This window comes from Bacillus sp. EB V-12, assembly GCF_056158125.1.
Genome location: NZ_JBUXJL010000018.1, coordinates 33,599 through 58,351 on the forward strand (window position 1 = coordinate 33,599; position 24,753 = coordinate 58,351).

Here is a 24,753-nt window from a genome sequence, read left to right on the forward strand (position 1 = left end):
TTTAGTCTACAGGTTATCCCAATTATTCCTTAGTTGTCTCAACTTCGACATTCAATTTATCTGCTGATTGATGATCATCGTCATCTTCTGTATCACGCATTTCAATTTCTGTATCGTCGCTAGACATCATTTTAACGTCCATACCTAAACTTTGCAGCTCTTTAATCAATACTTTGAATGATTCAGGAACGCCTGGTTCTGGAACATTTTCGCCTTTAACAATTGCTTCATAAGTCTTAACACGTCCAACAACATCATCAGACTTCACTGTTAAGATTTCTTGAAGAGTATAAGCAGCACCGTAAGCTTCAAGTGCCCAAACCTCCATCTCACCGAAACGCTGTCCACCGAACTGAGCTTTACCTCCAAGAGGTTGCTGCGTTACAAGTGAGTATGGTCCAGTAGAACGAGCATGAAGTTTATCGTCAACCATGTGCGCAAGTTTGATCATATACATGACACCAACAGATACGCGGTTATCGAATGGTTCACCAGTACGTCCGTCATACAGGATTGTTTTCGCGTCATTTGCCATACCAGCTTCTTCAATTGTGCCCCAAACATCTTCCTCACGAGCACCATCGAATACTGGTGTTGCAATGTGAATGCCAAGGTATCTTGCTGCCATACCAAGATGAAGCTCTAATACCTGACCGATATTCATACGAGATGGTACCCCTAATGGGTTTAACATGATATCGATTGGCGTACCGTCTGGTAGGTAAGGCATATCTTCTTCTGGTAAAATACGAGAAATAACACCTTTGTTACCGTGACGTCCGGCCATCTTGTCACCTTCAGAAATTTTACGTTTTTGAACGATATATGCACGTACAAGTTGATTCACGCCTGGTGGCAATTCATCGCCATCTTCACGGTTGAATACTTTTACGTCTAAGATAATACCGCCACCACCGTGTGGTACACGTAGTGATGTATCACGTACTTCACGCGCTTTTTCTCCAAAGATAGCATGTAATAGACGTTCTTCAGCTGTTAATTCTGTTACACCTTTAGGTGTTACTTTACCAACAAGTAAATCTCCATCTTTTACTTCAGCACCAACGCGAATGATACCGCGCTCGTCAAGGTTACGTAATGCGTCTTCTCCAACGTTTGGAATGTCACGTGTAATTTCTTCTGGTCCAAGCTTCGTATCACGAGCTTCTGATTCATATTCTTCAATATGAATAGAAGTGTACACATCATCTTTTACAAGGCGCTCACTCATGATGATCGCATCCTCGTAGTTATAACCGTCCCAAGTCATGAAGCCAACAAGCACGTTACGTCCAAGTGCTAGTTCACCTAATTCCATAGAAGGACCATCCGCAAGGATTTCACCTTTTACAACTTCATTTCCAACACTTACGATTGGACGTTGGTTGTAACAAGTTCCTTGGTTAGAACGAATGAATTTTTGCATTTTGTAGCGATCTAAGTCGCCTTTTACTGTTTGACCGTCAACTTCTACATAGCGACGTACCCAAACTTCACGTGCTTCTACGCGCTCAACAACACCAGGATGTTTACAGATTACTGCAGCACCTGAGTCTTTTGCTGATACGTACTCCATACCTGTACCTACAATCGGAGATTCCGGATTCATTAACGGAACCGCCTGACGTTGCATGTTCGCTCCCATAAGTGCGCGGTTAGAGTCATCGTTTTCTAAGAACGGAATACAAGCTGTCGCTGCCGACACTACTTGTTTTGGAGATACATCCATGTAGTCGATGCGTTCTCTATTTGTGACAATGTTTTCACCACGGAAACGAGCTACGATATCTTCACTTAGGAATTCACCTTCGTCAGATAATTTCATATTCGCTTGGGCTACAACATAGTTATCTTCTTCATCTGCTGTTAAGTAATCAACATGCCCTGTTACAAGACCAGTTTCTGGGTCAACACGACGGTATGGTGTTTCAATGAAACCAAACTCATTTACTTTCGCGAACGAAGATAATGAGTTAATCAAACCGATGTTTGGTCCCTCTGGTGTTTCAATCGGACACATACGACCGTAGTGAGAGTAATGAACGTCACGCACTTCAAAGCCTGCGCGCTCACGCGTTAAACCACCAGGTCCTAATGCAGATAGTCTTCGTTTGTGAGTTAACTCTGCTAATGGGTTTGTTTGGTCCATAAACTGAGATAACTGAGAACTTCCGAAGAACTCTTTAATAGATGCAATAACAGGACGAATATTAATTAGTGCCTGTGGTGTAATTGCATTTGTATCTTGGATCGACATTCTCTCACGAACAACACGTTCCATACGAGAAAGACCGATACGGAATTGATTTTGTAACAGTTCTCCAACAGAACGCAGACGACGGTTTCCTAAATGGTCAATATCATCTGTATCCCCTACTTTGTATAGTAGGTTGAAGAAGTAACTGATAGAAGCAAGGATATCACCTGGTGTGATGTGTTTCACATCACGAGTAATGTTTGCATTACCAATTACATTAATTACGCGTTCGCCTTCCGACTCAGGAGCATAAATCTTAATAGATTGCAGCTCAACATCGCCTTCTACCACTCCACCCATTGGTTTCGCTGTTTTGAATCCAATGTTTTTCTCTAAGTAAGGTAAAATGCGATCAAGTGTACGACGATCTAAGATTGTTCCTTCTGCCGCTAAAATTTCACCAGTTTCTGGATCCACTAATGTTTCAGCTAAACGTTGATTAAACAATCTGTTTTTAATGTGTAACTTCTTGTTGATCTTATAGCGACCTACATTTGCTAAATCGTAGCGCTTTGGATCAAAGAAACGAGACACAAGTAAGCTCTTAGCATTTTCTACTGTTGGTGGTTCACCAGGACGTAGACGCTCATAAATTTCAAGCAATGCTTTTTCTGTGCTATCTGTGTTGTCTTTTTCTAATGTGTTGCTTAAGTATTCGTTATCACCTAAAAGCTCGGTGATTTCTTGATCAGAGCCAAACCCTAATGCGCGTAACAAAACAGTTACAGGAAGTTTACGCGTACGGTCAATACGCACATATACAACATCCTTAGCATCTGTCTCATACTCTAACCAAGCTCCGCGGTTTGGAATTACAGTAGCAGTAAAACCACGTTTTCCGTTTTTATCCACTTTGCCACTATAGTATACGCTTGGAGAGCGAACTAACTGGGAAACGATAACACGTTCTGCACCGTTAATTACGAATGTTCCAGTCTCTGTCATGAGTGGGAAATCTCCCATGAACACATCTTGTTCTTTTACTTCACCAGTTTCCTTGTTGATTAGACGCACTTTTACACGAAGTGGTGCTGCATACGTCACATCACGCTCTTTGCATTCGTCTACAGAGTATTTAGGTTCACCTAAGCTGTAGTCGATAAATTCAAGCGATAGATTTCCCGTAAAGTCTTCAATCGGAGAAATGTCTTGGAACATTTCTCGCAAACCCTCATCAAGAAACCACTGATAAGAAGAGGTTTGAATTTCGATAAGATTTGGTAACTCTAATACTTCACTAATACGGGCATAACTTCTTCGTTGGCGGTGGCGTCCGTATTGAACTAGTTGACCTGTCAACTGCTTCACCCCTCAAATCATGAGTATTATAAATGCACAAAAAAATTTGTGCAAAATCACAAATAAATACAACTACTGCTATTAGCGTAGTCTCTTTCTCTTAAAGATAAATACGTTGAGTCTTTCTACCTGCTCAAAAAAGAAAAATGGCTTCTATAAGAAAACCATCATTCTGTTTCATAATCTGCTGATTTTACTATCTTTTCCAAGAGAAACAAAAATATACATCTTTCTCAACGCAGAAAATCATATATTGGCATTGTATAATGTTAACATAGCCAAAAATAACCGTCAACGTTTTTTTGATTTTATGATATAATATCCTTTTTTCTTTTCTACAACCTCAACTTCAGAAAATACTTCTTCTAGTTTTTTTAGCGCAGACGGTGCACCTTGTTTCTTTTGAATAACAATCCAAAGCTCTCCATCTGGAACTAAATACTCCACAGCTTTTTCTAAAATCTCATGTACGATATCTTTACCCGCACGAATCGGAGGGTTAGATAGAATAGCAGCATACTTACCATCTACATTTTCATAGACGCTACTTTGAAAAATACGTATATTCTCGATTTTGTTATTAGCGGCGTTTTCTTTCGCAAGCCCAAGTGCCCTCTCGTTCACATCCACCATGTGAACTTCACGACCTTGAAACTCTTTCGCTAACGACAAACCAATAGGACCGTATCCGCAACCTACGTCTAATATATTACCTTTAATATCTGGCATTTGAAACGCTTCAATTAAAAGACGGGAACCAAAGTCCACTTCGTTTTTCGAGAACACCCCATGATCAGATAAGAAAGTAAATCGAGATCCACGAAGGGCAAACTCCCATCGCTTACGATCACTTTTACTAGAAGGGTCGTTAGAAAAATAATGGTCTGCCATATGGCCACCTCTTTTCTTTACAGTTAAAAAAAAAGCTCGCATGAGAGCGAGCTTTTTTTAAAGCATCAAAAGTTAATTACTTAACTTCTACAGCAGCGCCAACTTCTTCAAGTTTAGCTTTGATTTCTTCAGCTTCTTCTTTAGCAGCAGCTTCTTTGATTACTTTTGGAGTGTTGTCAACTAATTCTTTAGCTTCTTTTAAGCCAAGACCAGTGATTTCACGAACAACTTTGATAACTTTGATTTTTTGTGCACCAGCGCTAGTTAGTTCCACATCAAATTCAGTTTTCTCAGCAGCAGCTTCTCCAGCGCCACCAGCAACAGCTACAGGAGCAGCAGCAGTTACGCCGAATTCTTCCTCGATAGCTTTTACTAAGTCGTTAAGTTCTAATACAGTCATAGATTTAACTGCTTCAATGATTTGTTCTTTAGTCATTGTAAATATCCTCCCTTAAATAGGTTTGTATTGTTTTATCGATAATACGTAATTATCTTTTAAAAAATTAAGCGCCTTGCTCTTCCTTTTGGTCTGCAACTGCTTTAGTAGCAAGTGCAAGGTTACGGATTGGAGCTTGAAGAACGCTAAGAAGCATAGAAAGTAAGCCTTCACGTGATGGAAGAGTAGCAATTGCTTTAACCTCATCAAGTGTTACAAGTTTACCTTCGATTACGCCCGCTTTAATTTCTAAAGCTTCATGATCTTTAGCGAAGTCGTTTAATACTTTCGCAGGAGCAACTACATCCTCGTTACTGAACGCGATTGCGTTTGGTCCTGTTAAGAATTCATTTAACTCAGCCATTTCAGCAGATTCTGCAGCACGACGAGTTAGAGAGTTTTTGTAAACTTTGAACTCAACGCCAGCTTCACGTAATTGCTTACGTAATTCTGTTGCTTCAGAAACTGTTAAACCACGGTAGTCAACAACGATTGTAGATTTACTAGCGCGAAGTTTGTCCGCGATTTCAGTTACAACTTGTTGTTTAGTTTCGATTACTTTGCTCATGTTATTACACCTCCTGTAGATTATATAGAAGATGTACCGAAAGTGCACTAAAAACCTCCATGCCCAACTTGTAGACATGGAGGCATATAGTCACAGAAAAAAGATTCCGCTTCGTATATTAACACCTAGGTAGGAAATTAAGTCTATTGACACCTACTGTCTACGGTACACTAATTAAATTCACAACATAAATGATTATATTAAAACTTCTTTATGAAGTCAACTTCCAAAATTTACGCTAATGTAGAAACGTCTACACGTACGCCAGGTCCCATTGTAGAAGCAACTGTTACGTTCTTCATGTAAGTACCTTTTGCAGCAGCTGGCTTAACTTTTTGTAAAGTGTCAGCAATTGTTTTGAAGTTTTCTACTAATTTAGCATCTTCGAAAGATACTTTACCGATTGGAACGTGGATGTTACCAGCTTTATCAACGCGGTATTCAACTTTACCAGCTTTGATTTCGTTAACAGCTTTAGTTACATCGAAAGTAACTGTTCCAGTTTTAGGGTTTGGCATTAAACCTTTAGGTCCTAATACGCGACCAAGTTTACCAACTTCACCCATCATGTCAGGAGTTGCTACTACTACATCGAAATCGAACCAACCTTGTTGGATTTTACCGATGTAATCAGTATCGCCTACGAAGTCAGCTCCAGCAGCTTCAGCTTCTTTAGCTTTTTCACCTTTAGCAAATACTAATACACGTTGTACTTTACCAGTACCGTGTGGAAGAACAACTGCACCACGGATTTGTTGGTCAGCTTTCTTAGGGTCAACACCTAAACGGAATGCAGCTTCTACAGTTGCATCAAATTTAGCTGTGTTTGTTTTCTTTACTAATTCTACTGCTTCTGTTGCAGAGTAAGCAGCTGCACGATCAACAAGCTTTGCAGCTTCTACGTACTTTTTACCTCTTTTAGCCATTTTTATTTCCTCCTCGAATGTGGTTTTAGCGGAATAACCTCCCACGTTTACGCCTGTTTTCAGGTATAACCTGAGGATGAGCGCCATCCATTTATTTAAAAACGATAATCATTTACGATAATAAAGGTTGCGAATTGGAATTCCAGACCCGCAACCTTTTTTAAAAACAAATCGAATTAGTCTTCGATAACGATGCCCATACTGCGTGCAGTACCTTCAACCATACGCATTGCAGCTTCTACGCTAGCAGCGTTTAGGTCAGGCATTTTAGTTTCAGCGATTTCGCGTACTTTATCACGCTTAACAGTTGCCACTTTATTACGGTTTGGTTCACCAGAACCAGACTCAATACCAGCTACTTTCTTAAGAAGAACAGCAGCAGGAGGAGTTTTAGTAATGAAAGTGAATGAACGGTCCTCAAATACCGTAATTTCAACAGGGATGATAAGACCAGCTTGATCTGCTGTACGAGCGTTAAACTCTTTACAGAAGCCCATGATGTTAACACCTGCTTGTCCTAATGCTGGACCAACTGGTGGAGCTGGGTTAGCTTTACCTGCAGGAATTTGAAGCTTTACCATTTTAATTACCTTTTTAGCCACGAGACACACCTCCTTAAGTCCGTGATGTGGTCAATTGGACAGTGATTTGCCCTCCCACGTCATATTTTATCTGTAAGGATAAAATCTTTCAAAAAACGTCTCCGATAACGAAGACGTACTGACTTAAAAGATATTATCACTTTTTACAATTCATTTCAAGTTTCATTTTATAATTTTTCAATTTGATGGAAGTCAAGTTCAACTGGAGTCTCGCGACCAAACATGTCCACAAGCACGCTAACCTTTTTCTTCTCCACATCAATTTCTTCAATAGCACCTGTATAATCTGCGAATGGCCCCTCATTTACACGTACTGTCTCATGAAGTTCAAAGTCGAAATCAACCACTTCGTTGTCCATTCCCATATGTTTCATAATGGTAACAACTTCCTCTTCTAATAGAGGTGATGGTTTAGATCCAGAACCAGAAGAACCAACGAACCCAGTTACACCCGGCGTGTTACGTACAACATACCAAGAGTCATCAGTCATGATTAATTCTACTAATACATAACCTGGGAACACTTTTCTTTTCATTAATTTTTCTTTTCCGTTTTTCATTTCTACTTCTACTTCTTCCGGGACAACAACACGGAAAATTTTATCTTGCATACCCATTGATTCTACACGTTTCTCTAGGTTTGCTTTTACTTTATTTTCATATCCAGAATAAGTATGGACAACATACCAACTTTTTTCCATTCATTTAGGACGAGCGTCCTTCCCTCCCTGACGTACATTTTTTTGCGCAAATGAAAAAACCCGTTCACCGGGCTTTTACACAGTTCTTATAAATAACATTATATCATGGATAAGTGCTTCTTATTCAAGAATTAACCAAGAATTAACCGAATTAAAGAAGAAATGCCCATATCAACTACTGCGAAGAAAATCGCAAAGAACACAACTGTAGCAACAACAGTCGCTGTTGAGCGGAGTAATTCATCTTTTTTAGGCCAACTTACTTTTTTCATTTCGCGACCTACATCGCCGAAAAAGTTCGTTAAACGCATCTGCGGGACCTCCAGTGTATTATTTCAATTATTTATTTTGTTTCCTTGTGAACTGTATGCTGATTGCATGTTTTACAAAACTTTTTTATTTCAAGTCGCTCTATTGAGCTCGTATCTTTCATAGTAGAGTAGTTTCGATTTTTACACTCTTCACATGAGAGTACAACTTTTTTCCTCATTAGTTACACCAACCTTGTAACATTATGTCCCTAAAAATGTATCATACAATAAAAGACAATGTCAATGACATGCATTTTGTACTCTCTACAAAAGAAAACAGGTGATTTATTTTACACCTGTAGCACTTGTTACTTCTTATGAATTTAAAGTTGTACTTTCTCTCATTTCCATATATCGTTCCAATTTCCTCTTTACTCTTTGTAAAGCGTTATCAATAGATTTCACATGCCTGTTTAACTGTTCTGAAATCTCTTGATAAGAACGACCATCTAAATATAAAGAAAGCACTTTTCTTTCTAAATCGCTTAATAATTCAGATATTTTTGATTCTATGTCTGTATATTCTTCCTGGCTAATGATCATCTCTTCAGGATCAGTCACCTTCGCTTCAGAAATAACATCCAATAACGTTCGATCAGATTCCTCATCGTAAATCGGCTTATCTAAAGACACATACGAATTTAAAGGAATATGTTTTTGTCTTGTTGCCGTTTTAATAGCGGTAATAATTTGTCGAGTGATACATAGTTCAGCAAATGCTTTGAATGAAGACAGCTTGTCCTCTTTATAATCACGAATTGCTTTAAACAACCCTATCATACCTTCTTGAACAATGTCTTCTCGATCGGCACCCACTAAAAAGTAAGATCTTGATTTCGCACGAACAAAGTTCTTATACTTGTGAATTAAATATTCTAGAGCGTCAGTATTACCTTTTCGAACTAACTCAACGATTGCCTCATCCTCTAAATCACGAAATGTAACGTCGCCTATACTTACGAAGCCTGCTTCCACCTTGATCCCTCCGACCGCTATTTATTTAGCAATATTATACAGTAAAAAGATAAAGAGCGTCAATGCTTCAACGCTCTCCTCTTCTTAATTTTTCTAATTTTTCTGTAATATCTTTACTGAATATCTTTCGCATGGCGGGCTGCTGTTCTTTCGTGTCTTTTGTACGCCTTCTTACTTGTTGTTCCATCGCTTGTACTTCCAACTCTAATTCACGCGCAGATTTTCGAAGGGCACCTTGCCCAAATATAACCCATTGTTCTGTATAATCAGAAGTCGCAACATATATTTGTGTATTTATATTTCTAAGCTCTATCGCAAGTTGCTCTATCTTTTCGTCTGCAGTTTGATTCTTTCGTGTGAATATTACTTCTACACGAGATTGTTTCATCTTTTTTTCAATACCATGGACTGTATAGGCATCAAAGACTATCATCACTTTTGTGCCTGTATAACCTTGATAATCCGCCATCTTATCAATAAGCGCATCTCTTGATGATTGTAAATCTACATCCCGCAGTTTCTTCAAATCTCCCCAAGCTCCGATAATGTTGTAGCCGTCAACGATTAAAATATCGTTCATTTTTTATTTACCAATTTCGTGACGTTTACGATATACCTCATACATTAACAAACTTGCGGCTACTGAAGCATTTAAGGATGTAACTTTACCAACCATCGGTAGAGTGATTAAGAAATCACACTTTTCACCAATAATACGACTCATACCTTTTCCTTCACTACCAATTACTAATCCAATCGGCATTGTACCATCTAAATTACGGTAATCCGTTTTCCCTTTGGCATCTGTACCAGCAATCCAAAGTCCACGCTCTTTTAATTCATCAATTGTACGAGATAAGTTTGTTACGCGCGCAACAGGAATGTATTCAATCGCTCCTGTTGATGCTTTCGCAACTGATGCGGTAAGTCCCACAGCTCTTCTCTTCGGAATAATAATTCCATGAGCTCCTGTTGCATCAGCAGTACGCATAATAGAACCTAGGTTATGCGGATCTTCAATCTCATCTAAAATCAAGAAGAATGGATCTTCATTACGTTTTTCTGCCACTTTGAATAAATCTTCTAACTCTGCATACTGATATGCAGCTACTTGAGCAATTACACCTTGATGATTACCCTCAACTAATTGATCTAACTTTTTCTTTGGTGCATGTTGTAAAATAATCTTATTTTCTTTCGCTAATGCTAGTACAATTTGTACTTGTCCTTTGGCAGCACCTTCTGCGATCCAAATTTTATTAATATCTCTCCCTGATCTTAACGCTTCAATTACAGGGTTACGTCCGATAATATATTCACTAGTCATGATGATGTGCCCCCTTCCTTTTCTTCTAAAACTGCTATTGCCTTATATACAATTTCGTCTAATCTTTCACGATTATTTAATAAATGATGGTAACCAATTAGCGCTTCAAAGGCTGTACTATGTCGATATGTTTGTACATCCGTATTTTTCGGAACTGTACCTGAATTTGCATTACGCCCTCTTCTTAATACCGCCTCTTCTTCCTCTGTCAAAAATGCCGTCTCTAATAAATGATAAACAACTTTCGCCTGTGCTTTTGCTGAAACAAAGCTCGTCCCTAAGCGGTGTAATTGATTAGGTCGAACTTTTCCTTTTTGAAGGAGGTGATAGCGGATATATTGTTCATATACCGCATCACCCATATACGCTAACGCCAAGCTGTTTAATTGCTTTGCATCGATCATCCTTATCCTCTTTTCCATCTTGTACCTTGAGCGGTATCTTCTAAAATAATATTACGTTCTTTTAAATCGTCACGAATTTGATCAGACAATGCAAAATCACGATTTTTACGAGCTTCAATGCGCTTTTGGATAAGCTCTTCAATTTCTTCATCCAGTAATTCTTCTTTTGATAATTCTAATCCTAAAATATCAAATAACGTTTCCAGTTGTTTTACGTATGCTTCAATCACAACTTTAGATGTATGCTCTTCAAGTAAATATTGATTTGCATGATTTGCTACGTTGTATAATTCGGTAATTGCATTTGCAGTGTTAAAGTCATCATTCATTGCCTCTTCAAATGCAGTCTGGAATTTCTCTATTTCAGCTAACCATTTCTCATTATGGTCCGTTAAATCCGTACTACTCTCCATACGATGCTTTAAGTTTCCATAAGCTGTTTTAATTCTTTCCAGTCCATTATTCGTACTTTGTAATAACTCTTCACTAAAGTTAATCGGGTGACGATAGTGTACTGATAACATAAAGAATCTAATTAACTGCGGGTCGTATTGCTTAATAATATCGTGAACTAAAATAAAGTTACCCAGCGATTTAGACATCTTCTCATTGTTAATATTAATATATCCATTATGCATCCAGTAACGTGCAAACGTTTTTCCAGTCAATGCTTCTGACTGCGCAATTTCATTTTCATGATGTGGGAATGCCAAGTCTTGACCACCAGCATGAATGTCAATTGTATCCCCTAAGTACTTACGCGCCATTGCTGAGCATTCAATATGCCATCCTGGACGTCCTTGCCCCCAAGGGCTTTCCCAGAAGATTTCTCCTTCTTTCGCAGCTTTCCATAAAGCAAAATCAAGAGGGTCTTGTTTCTTTTCCCCTACCTCAATACGAGCACCGTGACGTAAATCTGCGATTGGTTGATGTGATAATTTACCGTAACCTTCGAATTCCTTCGTCTTAAAGTACACATCACCCTCTGATTCATATGCATACCCTTTATTCACAAGTTCTTGAATAAATTCAATAATGATATCCATATTTTCTGTTACACGAGGATGAACTGTTGCGTGTTTGCAACCTAGTGCTGTTACATCTTCAAAGTACGCTTCAACAAAGCGATCAGCAATTGTCGGTACATCTTCACCTAATTCATTTGCCGCTTTAATTAATTTATCATCTACATCCGTAAAGTTAGATACATATTGCACATCGTATCCTTTGTATTCTAAATAACGACGCACTGTATCGAATACCATAGGAGGCCTTGCATTCCCAATATGAATGTAGTTATAAACTGTAGGTCCGCATACATACATCTTTACCTTATTTTCTTCTAATGGAACAAACTCTTCTTTTTGACGTGTTAACGTATTATAAATGTGAATAGTCATTTTTATCCTTCCTTTCTACCTTTAATTCCAATTGTTTCTTCAATTTATCAAGTTCTACTTCCATAGCCTTTAATTTATCAAAAATCGGATCCGGAAGGTCAGAGTGATTTAATTCTTGACCAATCTTTACTCCATTTTGAATAACGACACGGCCAGGTATACCTACAACTGTAGAATGTGCAGGAACTTCTTTTAATACGACAGACCCTGCTCCGATTTTAGAATTCTCTCCCACAGTAATAGAACCAAGAACTTTAGCACCCGTCGCAATTAATACATTATCCTGAATTGTTGGATGCCTCTTTCCTTTTTCTTTTCCTGTACCACCTAATGTAACCCCTTGATAAATCGTTACATTATCACCAATTTCACAAGTTTCTCCGATTACAACTCCCATTCCATGATCTATAAAAAAACGTCGACCAATAGTTGCTCCTGGATGGATCTCAATGCCAGTAAAAAAGCGGCTCACTTGTGAAACAAAACGTGCAAGAAAGAAAAAATTTCTTTTATAAAAAGCATGTGCAATTCGATGGGCCCAAACTGCATGTAATCCAGAGTAAGTTAAAATGACTTCGAAATAACCTCTTGCCGCTGGATCCTGTTCAAAAACGACTTCAATATCTTCCCGAAGCCTCTTAAACATCGGTGTTCCCTCCCCTTTATGGGCTGCTTTTTTGTCGAGCGAACTAACTCCCCTAACTCATCACTTCTCCCCTAATTCTTTATATAAGGAGATAAATTCTATATTCATACCTATTTACACGGTATAAAAAAAAGGCGTCTCTGTCATATTGACAGAGACGCCTTTTAAGCGCGGTTCCACTCTGTTTAGGCTTAAAAAAGCCTCAAACTCATCCATGATAACGGTGTACACCGCTTCTGCTTACTTTGCGGCCTAAGACATCCCACGAAGCAATTCGCTGTTCAGCAGAAGACTCGAAGGGGCATTTCAAAAATCCGCTTATAAACCACTCCCAGCCTAAAGGTGGTTCTCTCTGTAAAAAGCCTGATTTTCTACTTCTCCTTCTCGTCGCTTTTCCTTATTAGGTTTTAGGTATACTTATTATATTTCTAAACCTAGAAAATGTTAACCAATTACTTTTTGAAGACGATTTAAAACTTTTTCTTTTCCAAGAAGTGCAATAGCATTCGGAAGCTCTGGACCATGCGTTTGTCCTGTAGTTGCAACACGGATTGGCATAAATAAATTTTTACCTTTATGTCCTGTTTCCTTTTGAACTGCTTTAATCGCTGCCTTAATTGCTGCTGGCTCCATTGCTTCTAGAGCTTCTATTTGACCAGCAAATGCACGAAGTACTTCAGGTACTTGTTCACCATTTAGTACTTCTTGTCCTTCTTCTTCATAATCAACATGATCTTTAAAGAACATTTCAGAAAGCTCTACAATTTCAGCTCCAAAACTCATTTGTTCATGGTATAAAGCAATTACATCACGAATCCAAGCTTGGTCTTGTTCGCTTAAAGTTTCTCCCACACGTCCAGCTTTCACTAAATGCGGTAAGCTTAACTCTACAACCGTATCTAAATCTTGCTTTTTCATATACTGGTTGTTCATCCATTTTAGTTTTTGAGAATCAAATAATGCAGGTGATTTTGATAAACGAGCTGCATCGAACATTTTGATAAACTCATCTTTAGAGAAGATTTCTTCTTCTCCTACCGGAGACCAACCTAGTAGTGCAATAAAGTTAAAGATTGCTTCTGGAAGATACCCAAGCTCTTTATATTGCTCAATAAATTGAATAATAGATTCATCACGCTTACTTAACTTTTTACGACTTTCATTAACAATTAGAGTCATATGACCGAATTGTGGAATATCCCAGCCGAAAGCTTCATAAATCATCATTTGTTTCGGTGTATTTGAAATATGATCATCACCACGAAGTACATGTGTAATTTCCATTAGATGATCATCTACTGCTACTGCAAAGTTATAAGTTGGAATTCCATCCTTTTTCACAATAACAAAATCACCGAAATCATTTGAATGGAACGCAACTTCATCTTTTACAATATCTTTGAATGTGTAGTCACGATCAGCTGGTACACGGAAACGAATACTTGGAATACGTCCCTCAGCTTCAAATTCTTTCACTTGTTCTTCAGTTAATTCACGGTGGTTACCTGCGTAACGAGGTGTTTCACCGCGAGCGATTTGTCCTTCACGCTCTGCTTCTAGCTCTTCTTCTGTCATATAACATTTATAAGCTAGACCACGCTCTAATAAATCTTCATATAATTTTTTATAAATATCTAAACGCTCTGTTTGGCGATATGGTCCAAATTCACCACCAACATCAACACCTTCATCCCAGTCCATACCGAGCCATTTCAAGTATTTTAATTGGCTTTCTTCTCCACCAGCCACGTTACGTTTTACATCAGTATCTTCAATACGAATAATAAATTTGCCATCTAAATGACGAGCAAATAAATAATTAAATAATGCCGTACGCGCATTTCCGATATGTAAGTGTCCTGTTGGACTTGGCGCGTAGCGCACTCTCACTTGCTTTTCCATAATTGGTACACCTTCCATTCTTAATGTCAACACATTCTATAATTGTACACCAAAAAAATGTGATTATCCATCTTACGAATTAAAAACCATTATTTTTTCTGTAATAAAACAACCGCTTGAGAAGCAATCCCTTCTTCTCTACCTGTAAATCCTAATTTTTCTGTTGTTGTTGCCTTTACATTAATGTTATCGATAGACGTTTCTAACAGTTCACTAATGCGCTTACGCATACTCTCAATATGTGGTGCCATTTTTGGTTTTTGAGCAATAATTGTACAATCTAAATTTCCTAACTCGTAACCTTGTTCACGCACAAATTCCCAAACTTTTTGTAACAATACAGCTGAATCTGCATCTTTAAAAGCTGGGTCTGTATCAGGAAAATGCTTTCCGATATCTCCTGCTGCAATCGCACCTAAACATGCATCAGCAATCGTATGTAACAATACATCTGCATCTGAATGACCGATTAATCCTTTCTCGTGTGGAATTGTAATTCCACCGATAATCAACGGGCGCCCTTCCGCAAATTCATGTACATCAAAACCTTGTCCAATTCGAAACATCCTTACTTCCTCCTTAAGCTAAACTACTGAGCTTTATGACTCTATATTATATCGCTATCCTTATAAAGAAAAGCCCGGCTGTTGCCGAGCTTTTCTTTATTAACACGTCATCAATGTTATTTCTTCTGAACACGTAGGAAACTTTCAGCAATTAATAGATCTTCCGGAGTCGTCACTTTAATATTATAGTAACTCCCCTCTACTACACCTACTTGCTTCCCCACACGTTCTACGAGACTTGCATCATCTGTGCCAAGAAAACAACTTTGCTTTGCGCTTCTATGAGCTTCTAGCAAAAGAGAAACAGAGAATCCTTGTGGTGTTTGTACAGCGTTAAGTTGAGATCGCTCTACCGTTTCTACAACAACACCCTTCTCTACTTTCTTAACAGTATCTTTTACTGGCACTGCACAAATGGAAGCTCCATATTTTTCTGCTGCAGTTAATACATCGCGAATCACTTTATTCGTTACGAACGGGCGCGCCCCGTCATGCACAAGAACATATTCGACACCACTCGCATACTGAAGTGCGTTATAGACGCTATCTTGTCTTTCGGCTCCACCCTGAATGAATTGTACGTGCTTTTCAATCTGGTACTTCTGCATTAACTCTTCAAAATACGGGCGTTCTTCTTCGTTAATTGCCATAATAATACTTTTGCACGCTTTATCTTTTTCAAAAGCACGCAATGTGTGCACAATAATTGGTACTTCATCTATAAGTAAAAATAACTTATTTTTACCAGCACCCATTCGTTTTCCTTGGCCCGCTGCCGGAATAATTAATGTATACATATTAATAATCCTCTACTTATAATGCTTTTTCTAGCAATTTACGTTTTGCGAAAATCATACGACCAGCCGATGTTTGTAATACGCTAGTAACAAGTACGTCAAGTTGTGAACCCACATACTCTCTACCATCTTCTACTACAATCATCGTACCATCATCTAAGTATGCAACACCTTGATTTTGTTCTTTACCATCTTTCACAACATAAACACTTAATTCTTCACCAGGGAGTACGACTGGTTTAATCGCATTAGCTAAATCATTAATGTTTAACACCGTAACCCCTTGTAATTCAGAAACTTTGTTTAAATTGAAATCGTTTGTTACTACAGTTCCACCAGTGATTTTTGCCAACTTTACAAGCTTGCTATCTACTTCTTGGATATCATCGAAATCGCCTTCATAAATTTCTACCGGAATTGGCATCTCCTTTTGAATACGATTTAAAATGTCTAGCCCTCTGCGGCCACGATTACGCTTTAAAGCATCTGAAGAATCGGCAATATGCTGAAGCTCTTCTAATACGAATTGCGGAATGACAATTGTTCCTTCTAAAAACTTTGTTTGGCAAATATCTGCAATACGTCCGTCAATAATTACACTCGTATCGAGAATTTTCCAATGAGTCGTAGATTTTTCTGCTTCGACCTCTACCTCTTCATTCTCACTATTGTTTTTCTTCTTACCTCCGCGTTGGGGTAATGTAAATAATCCTAGCAATTCATTCCTCTTTTTAAATCCTACTTGGAATCCTAAATATCCAAGTAAAAGGGTGAAGAACACTTGCAACACCGTACTAATAACTGGAATTGTAAATTCACGAATTGGTATCAAAATTAAATATGCAACAATAAGACCAGAGATTAATCCTAATGTACCAAATAAAACATCTGCTACAGGCGCCTTTACAAGAGCCTCTTCAATATGCTTAATAAGTTGAACAATATAATCTACAAGCCAAAATGTTGTTAAAAATAAAATAATTGCACCAATAATTGCACGAACATACGATCCTTCCAACAAAGGAACCGCACCGATATCTAATACATTAATAATTTTTGGGATTAAGTAAATCCCTAACGCTCCCCCGATCACTAAAAAGAAGAGCTGTACAATCCGTTTTAACATCCAACCACCTCCTACTCATTATTAACCATTGTTTCGCTAATCAAAACGCCGAATGCAAAAGCGGACGTGTTTTTTTTGTAAATAGTTTTATTTACCAATATATCATATCATATACCAAAAATGTTCTAGTGTCGTTATATTATAGAATCAATGTAATATTCTTAATTGTGTCTACTCATATAGAGATGCTCTTGAATTCTTTTTAGACCTTCTCGTATTTTCTTCGCTCTCACTTCTCCAATTCCTTCCACATCATCCAATTCATTAATAGTTGCTCGGCAAACACCTTGCAATGTTTTAAATCGATTAATTAAATTCTCGATAATAAGTGGCGGAACACGAGAAATCTTGCTTGTGATTCGGTACCCTCTAGGTGTCACACTTTCTTCTAAACTTGTTTGTCCTGGATAGCCAAGCAATTTAACTAAATCACTATCCTCTAAAAGTTGTGTATTTGCAAGATCTTGTAACTTTTTCAATATTTGATGATGGTCTTGTGTTTTCTCCTGGTGATAATCTTTAATTAACAATGCTGCCTCTGCCTCTAAATCAGCTAGTAATTCTGTAAGCTGTAAACGAATTAACCTACCTTCTGTTCCTAACTCATGAATATAGCTCAATATTTCATTTTTAATACGCAGCACCATTTCAACACTATGTAAAACGTGAACCACCTCGGACATTGTAACGACCTCTTCAAATTCTAGAATACCCAAATTCGTAATGCCGTCATTCCATACAGCCTTATATTTTTCTAGCGTTTGAATTGCTTGATTTGCCTTCGTTAAAATGACACCTATATCTTTTAATGTATAACGTAAGTTCCCTTGATATAGCGTAATTACATTACGTCTTTGTGAAATGGCCACAACAAGGCTGCCCGTCTGCTTTGCTACACGCTCTGCTGTTCGGTGACGCATACCTGTTTCAATAGAATCAATAGATGAATCCGGAACTAACTGTGCGTTTGCAATTAAAATTTTACTTCCAGTTTCATTTAAAATAAGTGCTCCATCCATTTTTGCTAATTCATATAAACTAGCAGGAGAGAATGCGCAATTAATATGAAAACCACCATCAACAATGCTTTTAATCTGCTCATTATACCCAAGAACAATTAGTCCCCCTGTTTGTGCGCGAAGTACATTATCTATCCCTTCGCGCAGTGGTGTTCCCGGGGCCACGAGCTGTAAAATATTAATTATACTTTTGACACGTTGCTTATTTTCTTCCATAGCCTAGCCTCCTAATGTCAAACGAAGCGCTTCTCCTAAATTAGAAACACCTACAACCTCAATCCCCTCTGGAATTGTCCACCCCCCTAAATTTTTTCTAGGAATGATAGCACGTTGAAATCCTAATTTAGCTGCTTCTTGTACACGTTGTTCGATTCTTGATACTCTTCTTATTTCTCCAGTTAATCCAACTTCTCCTATTACCGCATCAGTTGGTGCCGTAGATTTATCTCTAAAACTTGAAGCTATACTTAAGGCAACAGCTAAATCAATTGCCGGTTCATCTAATTTCAAACCACCAGCTACTTTTAAATACGCATCTTGATTTTGTAATAGTAAACCTGTTCTTTTCTCTAGTACCGCCATAATAAGCGAGACACGATTATGATCAATTCCTGTCGCCATTCTTCGAGGATTTCCAAAACTAGTAGGGGAAATTAATGCCTGTATTTCTACTAAAACTGGTCTTGTTCCTTCCATTGAGGCAACTACTGTTGAACCTGCAACTCCAACTGGTCTTTCCTCAAGAAAAATTTCAGAAGGATTTAAGACTTCTGCAAGGCCAAGTTCTTTCATTTCAAAGATACCCATTTCATTCGTAGAACCAAAACGATTCTTTACAGCTCGTAAAATACGATATGTATGGTGTCGATCTCCTTCAAAGTAAAGAACTGCATCGACCATATGTTCTAGCATACGCGGTCCCGCAATTGCACCTTCTTTTGTCACATGCCCTACGATAAAAATTGGGATTCCCTTTGTTTTTGCAAGTTTCATTAATTCTGCTGTACATTCACGTACTTGCGCCACACTACCAGGAGCTGATGTCACTTCAGGTAAATGTATCGTTTGAATAGAATCAATAACAACAAAAGCAGGATTCATCTCTTCAATATGTGCTGCAATACGCTGTAAATCTGTCTCTGATACAACAAATAGATTACTACCATTTACATGTAAACGATCTGCACGAAGTTTAATCTGCTTTGCTGACTCCTCACCTGATATATACAATACATCATATGAAGCATCTGCTAATTGCGAGGAAATCTGTAATAATAACGTTGATTTTCCAATCCCAGGGTCCCCACCAATAAGTACTAAAGATCCATCTACAATTCCGCCACCTAGTACACGGTTAAACTCCTGAAATTTTGTTTCAATACGTGCCTCAGACTTTGTTTCTACTTCTGTAAGACGTCTTGGTTTTGTTACTTCTGTTTGAATTGCATTTGCATAATTTAGGCGTCTGGATGATACAACGGGTTCCATCTCTTCAACAAGCGAATTCCATTGACCACACCCTGGACATTTACCCATATATTTTGGTGATTGATAACCACACTCTTGACATGTGAATTTTGTTTTCTTTTTAGCCATATCTTTTTATATTTCACTTCGCTTTCATCTATAAACATTTGACCTTCTCGTACAAGAAAGAGGGCTATCTCGTAGCCCTCTTAGTTTGTCTATACTTATTTTACCTTTTCAGCACTATGAATGACAAATGTTTCCCCTTCTACATCAAAGATAACTTTTTGCCCTTTCTCAATAGCACCTTTTAAAAGTTCTTCCGATAGTCTATCTTCTACATGCTTCTGAATTGCTCTACGTAGTGGACGAGCACCATATTCACGATCAAACCCTTTATCAGCAATAGCTGCAATCGCCCCTTCTGTTAATTGCAATTCAATTTCTTGTTCTTTTAAGCGATTCACTAACTGATTTACCATAAGAGTCACAATTTCTTGAATATGTTTTTTCTCAAGCATATGGAATACGATAATTTCATCAATACGGTTTAAGAATTCTGGACGAAATGCCTTTTTCAGCTCATCCATTACTTTACCTTTCATATCCGAATAATCACGGCTTTCATCTTGTACGTTAAATCCAAGATGTTTGTTACGTTTTAACGCCTCAGCACCAACGTTAGACGTCATAATAACAATCGTATTACGGAAGTCAACTGTACGTCCTTTAGAATCAGTTAAACGACCATCTTCCAATACCTGTAGTAAAATATTAAATACATCGGGATGCGCCTTCTCTACTTCATCTAATAGGACAACTGAATACGGCTTACGACGAACCTTCTCTGTTAATTGTCCGCCTTCTTCATACCCAACATATCCTGGAGGAGAACCAACTAAGCGAGAAGTTGAATGTTTCTCCATATACTCAGACATATCAATGCGAATCATTGCATCCTCATCACCGAACATAGATTCTGCCAATGCTCTTGCTAATTCTGTTTTACCTACACCTGTTGGCCCTAAGAAAATAAATGAACCAATTGGACGTTTCGGATCTTTCAATCCTGCTCTTGCACGACGAACAGCTTTCGCTACAGCCACTACCGCTTCATCCTGGCCGATGACACGATCATGAAGAATGGATTCTAAGTTTAATAATTTATCAGTCTCTGTTTGTGCAAGTTTAGAAACAGGGATACGTGTCCATGTAGAAACGACATTTGCAATATCTTCTACCGTAACCTCTGAATTTTCTTTTCCTTGTTGCTCTTTCCACTGACGCTTTGTATCTTCCAATTTCTCACGTAAGCGTTGTTCCATATCACGTAAGGAAGCAGCCTTTTCAAACTCTTGACTTTGTACAGCTGCATCTTTTTCTTTTCGAATTTCCTCAAGCTTCACTTCAAGCTCTTTTAAGTTTGGTGGTGTTGTATAAGAGCGTAAGCGAACCTTTGAAGCAGCTTCATCAATTAAATCAATTGCTTTATCCGGTAAGAAACGATCCGTAATATAACGATCAGAAAGTTTTACAGCTGCATCAATTGCATCATCTGTAATAGACACACGGTGATGCGCCTCATAACGATCGCGTAAACCTTTCAAGATTTGAGTTGATTCTTCTAGACTCGGCTCATCAACATGAATTGGCTGGAAACGTCTCTCTAAAGCTGCATCCTTTTCAATATATTTACGATACTCATCTAAAGTTGTCGCACCAATACATTGTAATTCTCCGCGTGCTAAAGATGGTTTTAAAATATTTGATGCATCGATTGCACCTTCTGCTCCACCTGCACCGATTAATGTATGAAGTTCATCAATAAATAGAATAATATTCCCTGCTTGACGTATTTCATCCATTACTTTCTTTAAACGATCTTCAAACTCACCACGATATTTCGTCCCAGCTACCACTGTTCCCATATCTAGTGTCATAACACGCTTATCTCTTAACGTTTCAGGAACTTCATTATTTACGATTTGCTGTGCTAACCCTTCAGCAATTGCTGTTTTACCTACACCAGGCTCTCCAATTAACACTGGATTGTTTTTTGTTCTACGGCTTAACACTTCAATTACACGTTGAATTTCTTTACTACGTCCAATAACAGGATCCAAACGATTCTCACGTGCAACAACTGTTAAGTCGCGTGCTAAACTGTCTAGTGTCGGTGTATTGGCATTTGTCGATGAACCACCTTGGTGACCTGAACTTGCTTCGTTACTTCCAAGAAGTTGTAATACTTGTTGTCTTGCTTTGTTGAGGCTTACGCCTAAATTATTTAAAACACGTGCCGCTACACCTTCACCTTCACGGATTAAGCCAAGTAAAATATGTTCTGTTCCAACGTAAGAATGTCCTAGCTTACGCGCTTCATCCATAGACAATTCAATAACTTTTTTAGCACGAGGTGTATAATGTACAGTTTGAGAAGCTTCTGTTCCACGTCCAATTAACGCTTCTACCTCTTTTTGCACTTTTTCCGGGCTCAATCCAAGAGCAATTAACGCTTTTGCTGCAATTCCTTCACCTTCGCGTACAAGCCCAAGTAAAATATGTTCTGTTCCAATATTATTATGCCCAATGCGAATTGCTTCCTCTTGAGATAAAGCTAATACTTTCTGTGCTCTTTCTGTAAATCTTCCAAACATCATAGAAATCGCCTCCTACTTGCGCTTAGTTTTTTTCAATACGTAATCGCTCACGGATTAAGGTTGCTCTTCGATAATCTCTTTCTTCCGGTCCTAAAGGTCCTCCTGCATATTGTTGTAAAATACCTGGTTGCGTAAGAACCATTAGCTCAGTCAAAATATTTCTCGATATACCTTTTATATATCCTAGATCAATACCAAGTCGTACATCCGATAAGCAAGTTGCCGCTTCTGCAGATTGAATTAAACGACTGTTTGCTAGTATACCGTAAGAACGATAAACCTTATCTTCAAGCTCAATGCTCGAATTTTGTACAATTAATTCTCTGGCCAATTTTTCTTGTTGTATAATTTGCTGCATGACACTCTTTAAATCTGCAATAATATCTACTTCGGATTTCCCTAGCGTCATTTGATTTGATACTTGAAATATATTACCTAACGCTTCGCTACCTTCACCGTATATTCCTCTTACTACTAACCCTAATTTTTGAATTACTTGTATAATACGGCTAATTCTTTTTGTTAAAACCAGCCCTGGTAAATGAATCATTACAGAAGCTCTTAATCCTGTACCAACGTTAGTAGGACAACTCGTAATATATCCAAGTGATTCATCAAAAGCATATTCAACCTCTTTCTCAATCCAATTATCTATTTGATTAGCGCTTTGAAGCGCCTTTGATAACTGTAGCCCTGGAAATAGGCACTGAATCCTAATGTGGTCTTCCTCATTAAGCATCACACTAATGTGTTCGCTTTCTGATAACAGACATGCTCCATATTCGGTCCCTGCGAGATTTGGACTAATTAAATGCTTTTCGACTAAAACTCTCCTTTGAAGAGGCGTTAATTCATTCATTTTTAATAATCCAAACTTCCCAAAGGGCTCTACCGATTTATTTATAAATTTCTTTTTAAATAATTCTTGAACCTGTTGAGCTTCCTCTTCGTTTTGCATAGTAGAAAATTGATATTGCTTAAAATTACGAGCCAAACGAATTCGACTACTTAAAACAATATCAGAATCAGGGCCATCCCCCTTCATCCATGGACTAATCGCTTCATTCATAATTTTGTCCAGTGACATAGAACTACTCCCCCTCTCTATGCTCACTAAGCTGAGTTTCAAGCCCTCGAATTTCATCTCTTACCTCAGCAGCTTTCTCAAACTCCTCATTCTGTACATATTGTTTCAGAATAAGTTTTAGTTCATCTAATTCTTTCTTTAAGTGGATATTTCCTTCCATTCGTTCCGGAATTTTTCCACAATGTTCTGTATGTCCACCATGAAGTCGCTTTAACAATGGGTTTAAGTGTCCTTTAAATGTATCGTAACAAGAAGCACAACCAAAGCGTCCCACTTTTGTAAAATGTTCATATGTCATCTTACAATCTGGACATCTTACTGTATTTGTATTTGAAAACCCGTTTTTTCCTTCTCCAAACATTGTTGATTCACCGTGTAATAAACCAGCAAATACATCATGAAATGAAAAGTTAGACTGTGATGATTGAAAGAAAGACGTATAGCCACTTTGCTCCGCACATTGCTCACAAAGATGAACTTCCGCCTTCTTCTCGTTGATTACTTTTGTATAATGTAAAGTTGCTGGTCTTATATTACAGTTTTGACAAGTCATCAATATCCCCACCTTTACAATAGGAACGATCTACCTCATGATACTTTTCATACATTACTAGATTGTCCTCTTTCCTTAATCCATTTAGATAAAAGTACATGCTCTTTTTCAAAACTTCTACAATATTTAACTGCCCTATCTTAATTATCATTCTTTTACAAAAGCTGTATTTATTTATATTTCAGTGTTCTTAACATTGCGCATAATATTCGAGCCCTAAGTTCATCTCGAGAAGGAATATCCATTGATAATACAGAACGATCTAGTACACTTAACATTAGTTTTGCTTCACGGCCTGTTATAATTCCCTCTTCTAATAAACGTATAATCATACTCTCTGCATTCCCTTGTGCAACGCTATGATCAATCATATGAAGCATTTGATCAATAATGTCTATATCATCATGCAGTTTGACTTTTATAATGCGAATGTAACCTCCACCACCACGTTTACTTTCTACTATAAATCCTCTTTCTAATGTAAAACGGGTATTGATTACATAATTGATTTGAGATGGTACGCACTCGAATCGATCCGCAATCTCATTTCTTTTGATTTCAATCACATTATTATTACTTAAGTCAATAACTTGCTTTAGATATTGCTCAATGATATCAGATATATTTCTCATTTATCCGCCACCTTTATTGACTTTGACTATCTTTGACTTTAATTATATACGTATTAATAAAATTTGCAACTCTTTTGCTTATTCACTATCCTAGCCACATTCCCCTGCATTTAATCAAAATAGTAATTATTTAAGCACATTTTTTTAATTACTATGGATTATAAAAGAAAACACGAAAAAACACGAGTCATTTGACTCGTG

Annotated in this window: 25 protein-coding genes and 2 other annotated features; all 25 genes read right to left on the reverse strand. The window is 37.9% G+C overall.

The features are described 5' to 3' along the window. Positions 1-22 precede the first annotated feature (22 nt). Positions 23-3,556, reverse strand: coding sequence for a DNA-directed RNA polymerase subunit beta (gene rpoB, locus ACZDYH_RS28140; protein ID WP_000147553.1), 3,534 nt, complete (start codon positions 3,554-3,556; stop codon positions 23-25). Between the two features lie 291 nt (positions 3,557-3,847). Further along, on the reverse strand, positions 3,848-4,447 hold the full coding sequence (locus ACZDYH_RS28145) for a class I SAM-dependent methyltransferase (RefSeq protein ID WP_000763265.1): 600 nt from the start codon (positions 4,445-4,447) through the stop codon (positions 3,848-3,850). Between the two features lie 76 nt (positions 4,448-4,523). Further along, a complete protein-coding gene (gene rplL, locus ACZDYH_RS28150; RefSeq protein WP_000159736.1) occupies positions 4,524-4,883 on the reverse strand; it encodes a 50S ribosomal protein L7/L12 in 360 nt (119 codons plus the stop codon). Positions 4,884-4,950: 67 nt separating this feature from the next. After that, positions 4,951-5,451, reverse strand: a complete 501-nt coding sequence (rplJ, locus tag ACZDYH_RS28155) for a 50S ribosomal protein L10 (RefSeq protein ID WP_000048716.1) — start codon at positions 5,449-5,451, stop codon at positions 4,951-4,953. A 39-nt stretch (positions 5,452-5,490) separates the two neighbouring features. Beyond that, positions 5,491-5,635 (reverse strand) — a sequence feature (ribosomal protein L10 leader region). Between the two features lie 49 nt (positions 5,636-5,684). Further along, entirely contained in the window at positions 5,685-6,377 is a 693-nt protein-coding gene (gene rplA, locus ACZDYH_RS28160; RefSeq protein ID WP_001987630.1) for a 50S ribosomal protein L1, read from the reverse strand. A 176-nt stretch (positions 6,378-6,553) separates the two neighbouring features. Beyond that, positions 6,554-6,979, reverse strand: coding sequence for a 50S ribosomal protein L11 (gene rplK, locus ACZDYH_RS28165; protein WP_001085872.1), 426 nt, complete (start codon positions 6,977-6,979; stop codon positions 6,554-6,556). Between the two features lie 167 nt (positions 6,980-7,146). Continuing rightward, on the reverse strand, positions 7,147-7,680 hold the full coding sequence (gene nusG / locus ACZDYH_RS28170) for a transcription termination/antitermination protein NusG (protein ID WP_000415794.1): 534 nt from the start codon (positions 7,678-7,680) through the stop codon (positions 7,147-7,149). Between the two features lie 131 nt (positions 7,681-7,811). Further along, entirely contained in the window at positions 7,812-7,991 is a 180-nt protein-coding gene (secE, locus tag ACZDYH_RS28175; protein WP_001241323.1) for a preprotein translocase subunit SecE, read from the reverse strand. Positions 7,992-8,023: 32 nt separating this feature from the next. Further along, complete coding sequence (rpmG, locus tag ACZDYH_RS28180) at positions 8,024-8,170, reverse strand: 50S ribosomal protein L33 (protein WP_014481927.1); 147 nt, start codon at positions 8,168-8,170, stop codon at positions 8,024-8,026. Between the two features lie 136 nt (positions 8,171-8,306). Beyond that, positions 8,307-8,966 (reverse strand): RNA polymerase factor sigma-70, encoded by a 660-nt coding sequence (locus ACZDYH_RS28185; RefSeq protein WP_000387193.1) that lies wholly within the window; start codon positions 8,964-8,966, stop codon positions 8,307-8,309. Between the two features lie 67 nt (positions 8,967-9,033). Then, complete coding sequence (locus tag ACZDYH_RS28190) at positions 9,034-9,546, reverse strand: NYN domain-containing protein (protein WP_000997886.1); 513 nt, start codon at positions 9,544-9,546, stop codon at positions 9,034-9,036. Between the two features lie 3 nt (positions 9,547-9,549). Further along, positions 9,550-10,293, reverse strand: a complete 744-nt coding sequence (gene rlmB / locus ACZDYH_RS28195) for a 23S rRNA (guanosine(2251)-2'-O)-methyltransferase RlmB (RefSeq protein WP_000200237.1) — start codon at positions 10,291-10,293, stop codon at positions 9,550-9,552. Further along, positions 10,290-10,697: a Mini-ribonuclease 3 gene (locus tag ACZDYH_RS28200; RefSeq protein ID WP_000564261.1), complete on the reverse strand. Its 408-nt coding sequence runs from the start codon at positions 10,695-10,697 to the stop codon at positions 10,290-10,292. The genes rlmB and ACZDYH_RS28200 overlap by 4 nt, the downstream gene beginning before the upstream one ends. 2 nt (positions 10,698-10,699) lie before the next feature. Further along, a complete protein-coding gene (gene cysS, locus ACZDYH_RS28205) occupies positions 10,700-12,097 on the reverse strand; it encodes a cysteine--tRNA ligase (RefSeq protein WP_000152276.1) in 1,398 nt (465 codons plus the stop codon). Beyond that, positions 12,078-12,743 (reverse strand): serine O-acetyltransferase, encoded by a 666-nt coding sequence (cysE, locus tag ACZDYH_RS28210; protein WP_000476497.1) that lies wholly within the window; start codon positions 12,741-12,743, stop codon positions 12,078-12,080. The genes cysS and cysE overlap by 20 nt, the downstream gene beginning before the upstream one ends. A gap of 150 nt (positions 12,744-12,893) precedes the next feature. Further along, positions 12,894-13,140 (reverse strand) — a binding site (T-box leader). 47 nt (positions 13,141-13,187) lie between these two features. Further along, positions 13,188-14,645 (reverse strand): glutamate--tRNA ligase, encoded by a 1,458-nt coding sequence (gene gltX / locus ACZDYH_RS28215; protein WP_000415143.1) that lies wholly within the window; start codon positions 14,643-14,645, stop codon positions 13,188-13,190. Positions 14,646-14,734: 89 nt separating this feature from the next. Then, entirely contained in the window at positions 14,735-15,211 is a 477-nt protein-coding gene (gene ispF, locus ACZDYH_RS28220; RefSeq protein WP_000488386.1) for a 2-C-methyl-D-erythritol 2,4-cyclodiphosphate synthase, read from the reverse strand. Between the two features lie 116 nt (positions 15,212-15,327). Then, positions 15,328-16,008 carry a 2-C-methyl-D-erythritol 4-phosphate cytidylyltransferase gene (gene ispD / locus ACZDYH_RS28225; protein ID WP_000288283.1) on the reverse strand — a complete coding sequence of 227 codons (681 nt, stop codon included), beginning with the start codon at positions 16,006-16,008 and terminating at the stop codon, positions 15,328-15,330. 16 nt (positions 16,009-16,024) lie between these two features. Continuing rightward, positions 16,025-17,134 carry a PIN/TRAM domain-containing protein gene (locus ACZDYH_RS28230; RefSeq protein WP_000919677.1) on the reverse strand — a complete coding sequence of 370 codons (1,110 nt, stop codon included), beginning with the start codon at positions 17,132-17,134 and terminating at the stop codon, positions 16,025-16,027. A gap of 161 nt (positions 17,135-17,295) precedes the next feature. After that, positions 17,296-18,369 carry a DNA integrity scanning diadenylate cyclase DisA gene (disA, locus tag ACZDYH_RS28235; protein ID WP_000392158.1) on the reverse strand — a complete coding sequence of 358 codons (1,074 nt, stop codon included), beginning with the start codon at positions 18,367-18,369 and terminating at the stop codon, positions 17,296-17,298. A gap of 3 nt (positions 18,370-18,372) precedes the next feature. Further along, the gene (gene radA, locus ACZDYH_RS28240) at positions 18,373-19,749 is read right to left on the reverse strand and encodes a DNA repair protein RadA (RefSeq protein WP_001085202.1); all 1,377 of its coding nucleotides are present in this window, start codon (positions 19,747-19,749) and stop codon (positions 18,373-18,375) included. A 95-nt stretch (positions 19,750-19,844) separates the two neighbouring features. Continuing rightward, positions 19,845-22,280, reverse strand: coding sequence for an ATP-dependent protease ATP-binding subunit ClpC (clpC, locus tag ACZDYH_RS28245; protein WP_000971184.1), 2,436 nt, complete (start codon positions 22,278-22,280; stop codon positions 19,845-19,847). A gap of 22 nt (positions 22,281-22,302) precedes the next feature. Next, positions 22,303-23,367 carry a protein arginine kinase gene (locus ACZDYH_RS28250; protein WP_000050843.1) on the reverse strand — a complete coding sequence of 355 codons (1,065 nt, stop codon included), beginning with the start codon at positions 23,365-23,367 and terminating at the stop codon, positions 22,303-22,305. Positions 23,368-23,371: 4 nt separating this feature from the next. Next, on the reverse strand, positions 23,372-23,920 hold the full coding sequence (locus tag ACZDYH_RS28255; RefSeq protein ID WP_000128399.1) for a UvrB/UvrC motif-containing protein: 549 nt from the start codon (positions 23,918-23,920) through the stop codon (positions 23,372-23,374). Between the two features lie 170 nt (positions 23,921-24,090). Next, positions 24,091-24,552: a transcriptional regulator CtsR gene (gene ctsR / locus ACZDYH_RS28260; protein WP_001244558.1), complete on the reverse strand. Its 462-nt coding sequence runs from the start codon at positions 24,550-24,552 to the stop codon at positions 24,091-24,093. Positions 24,553-24,753 lie beyond the last annotated feature (201 nt).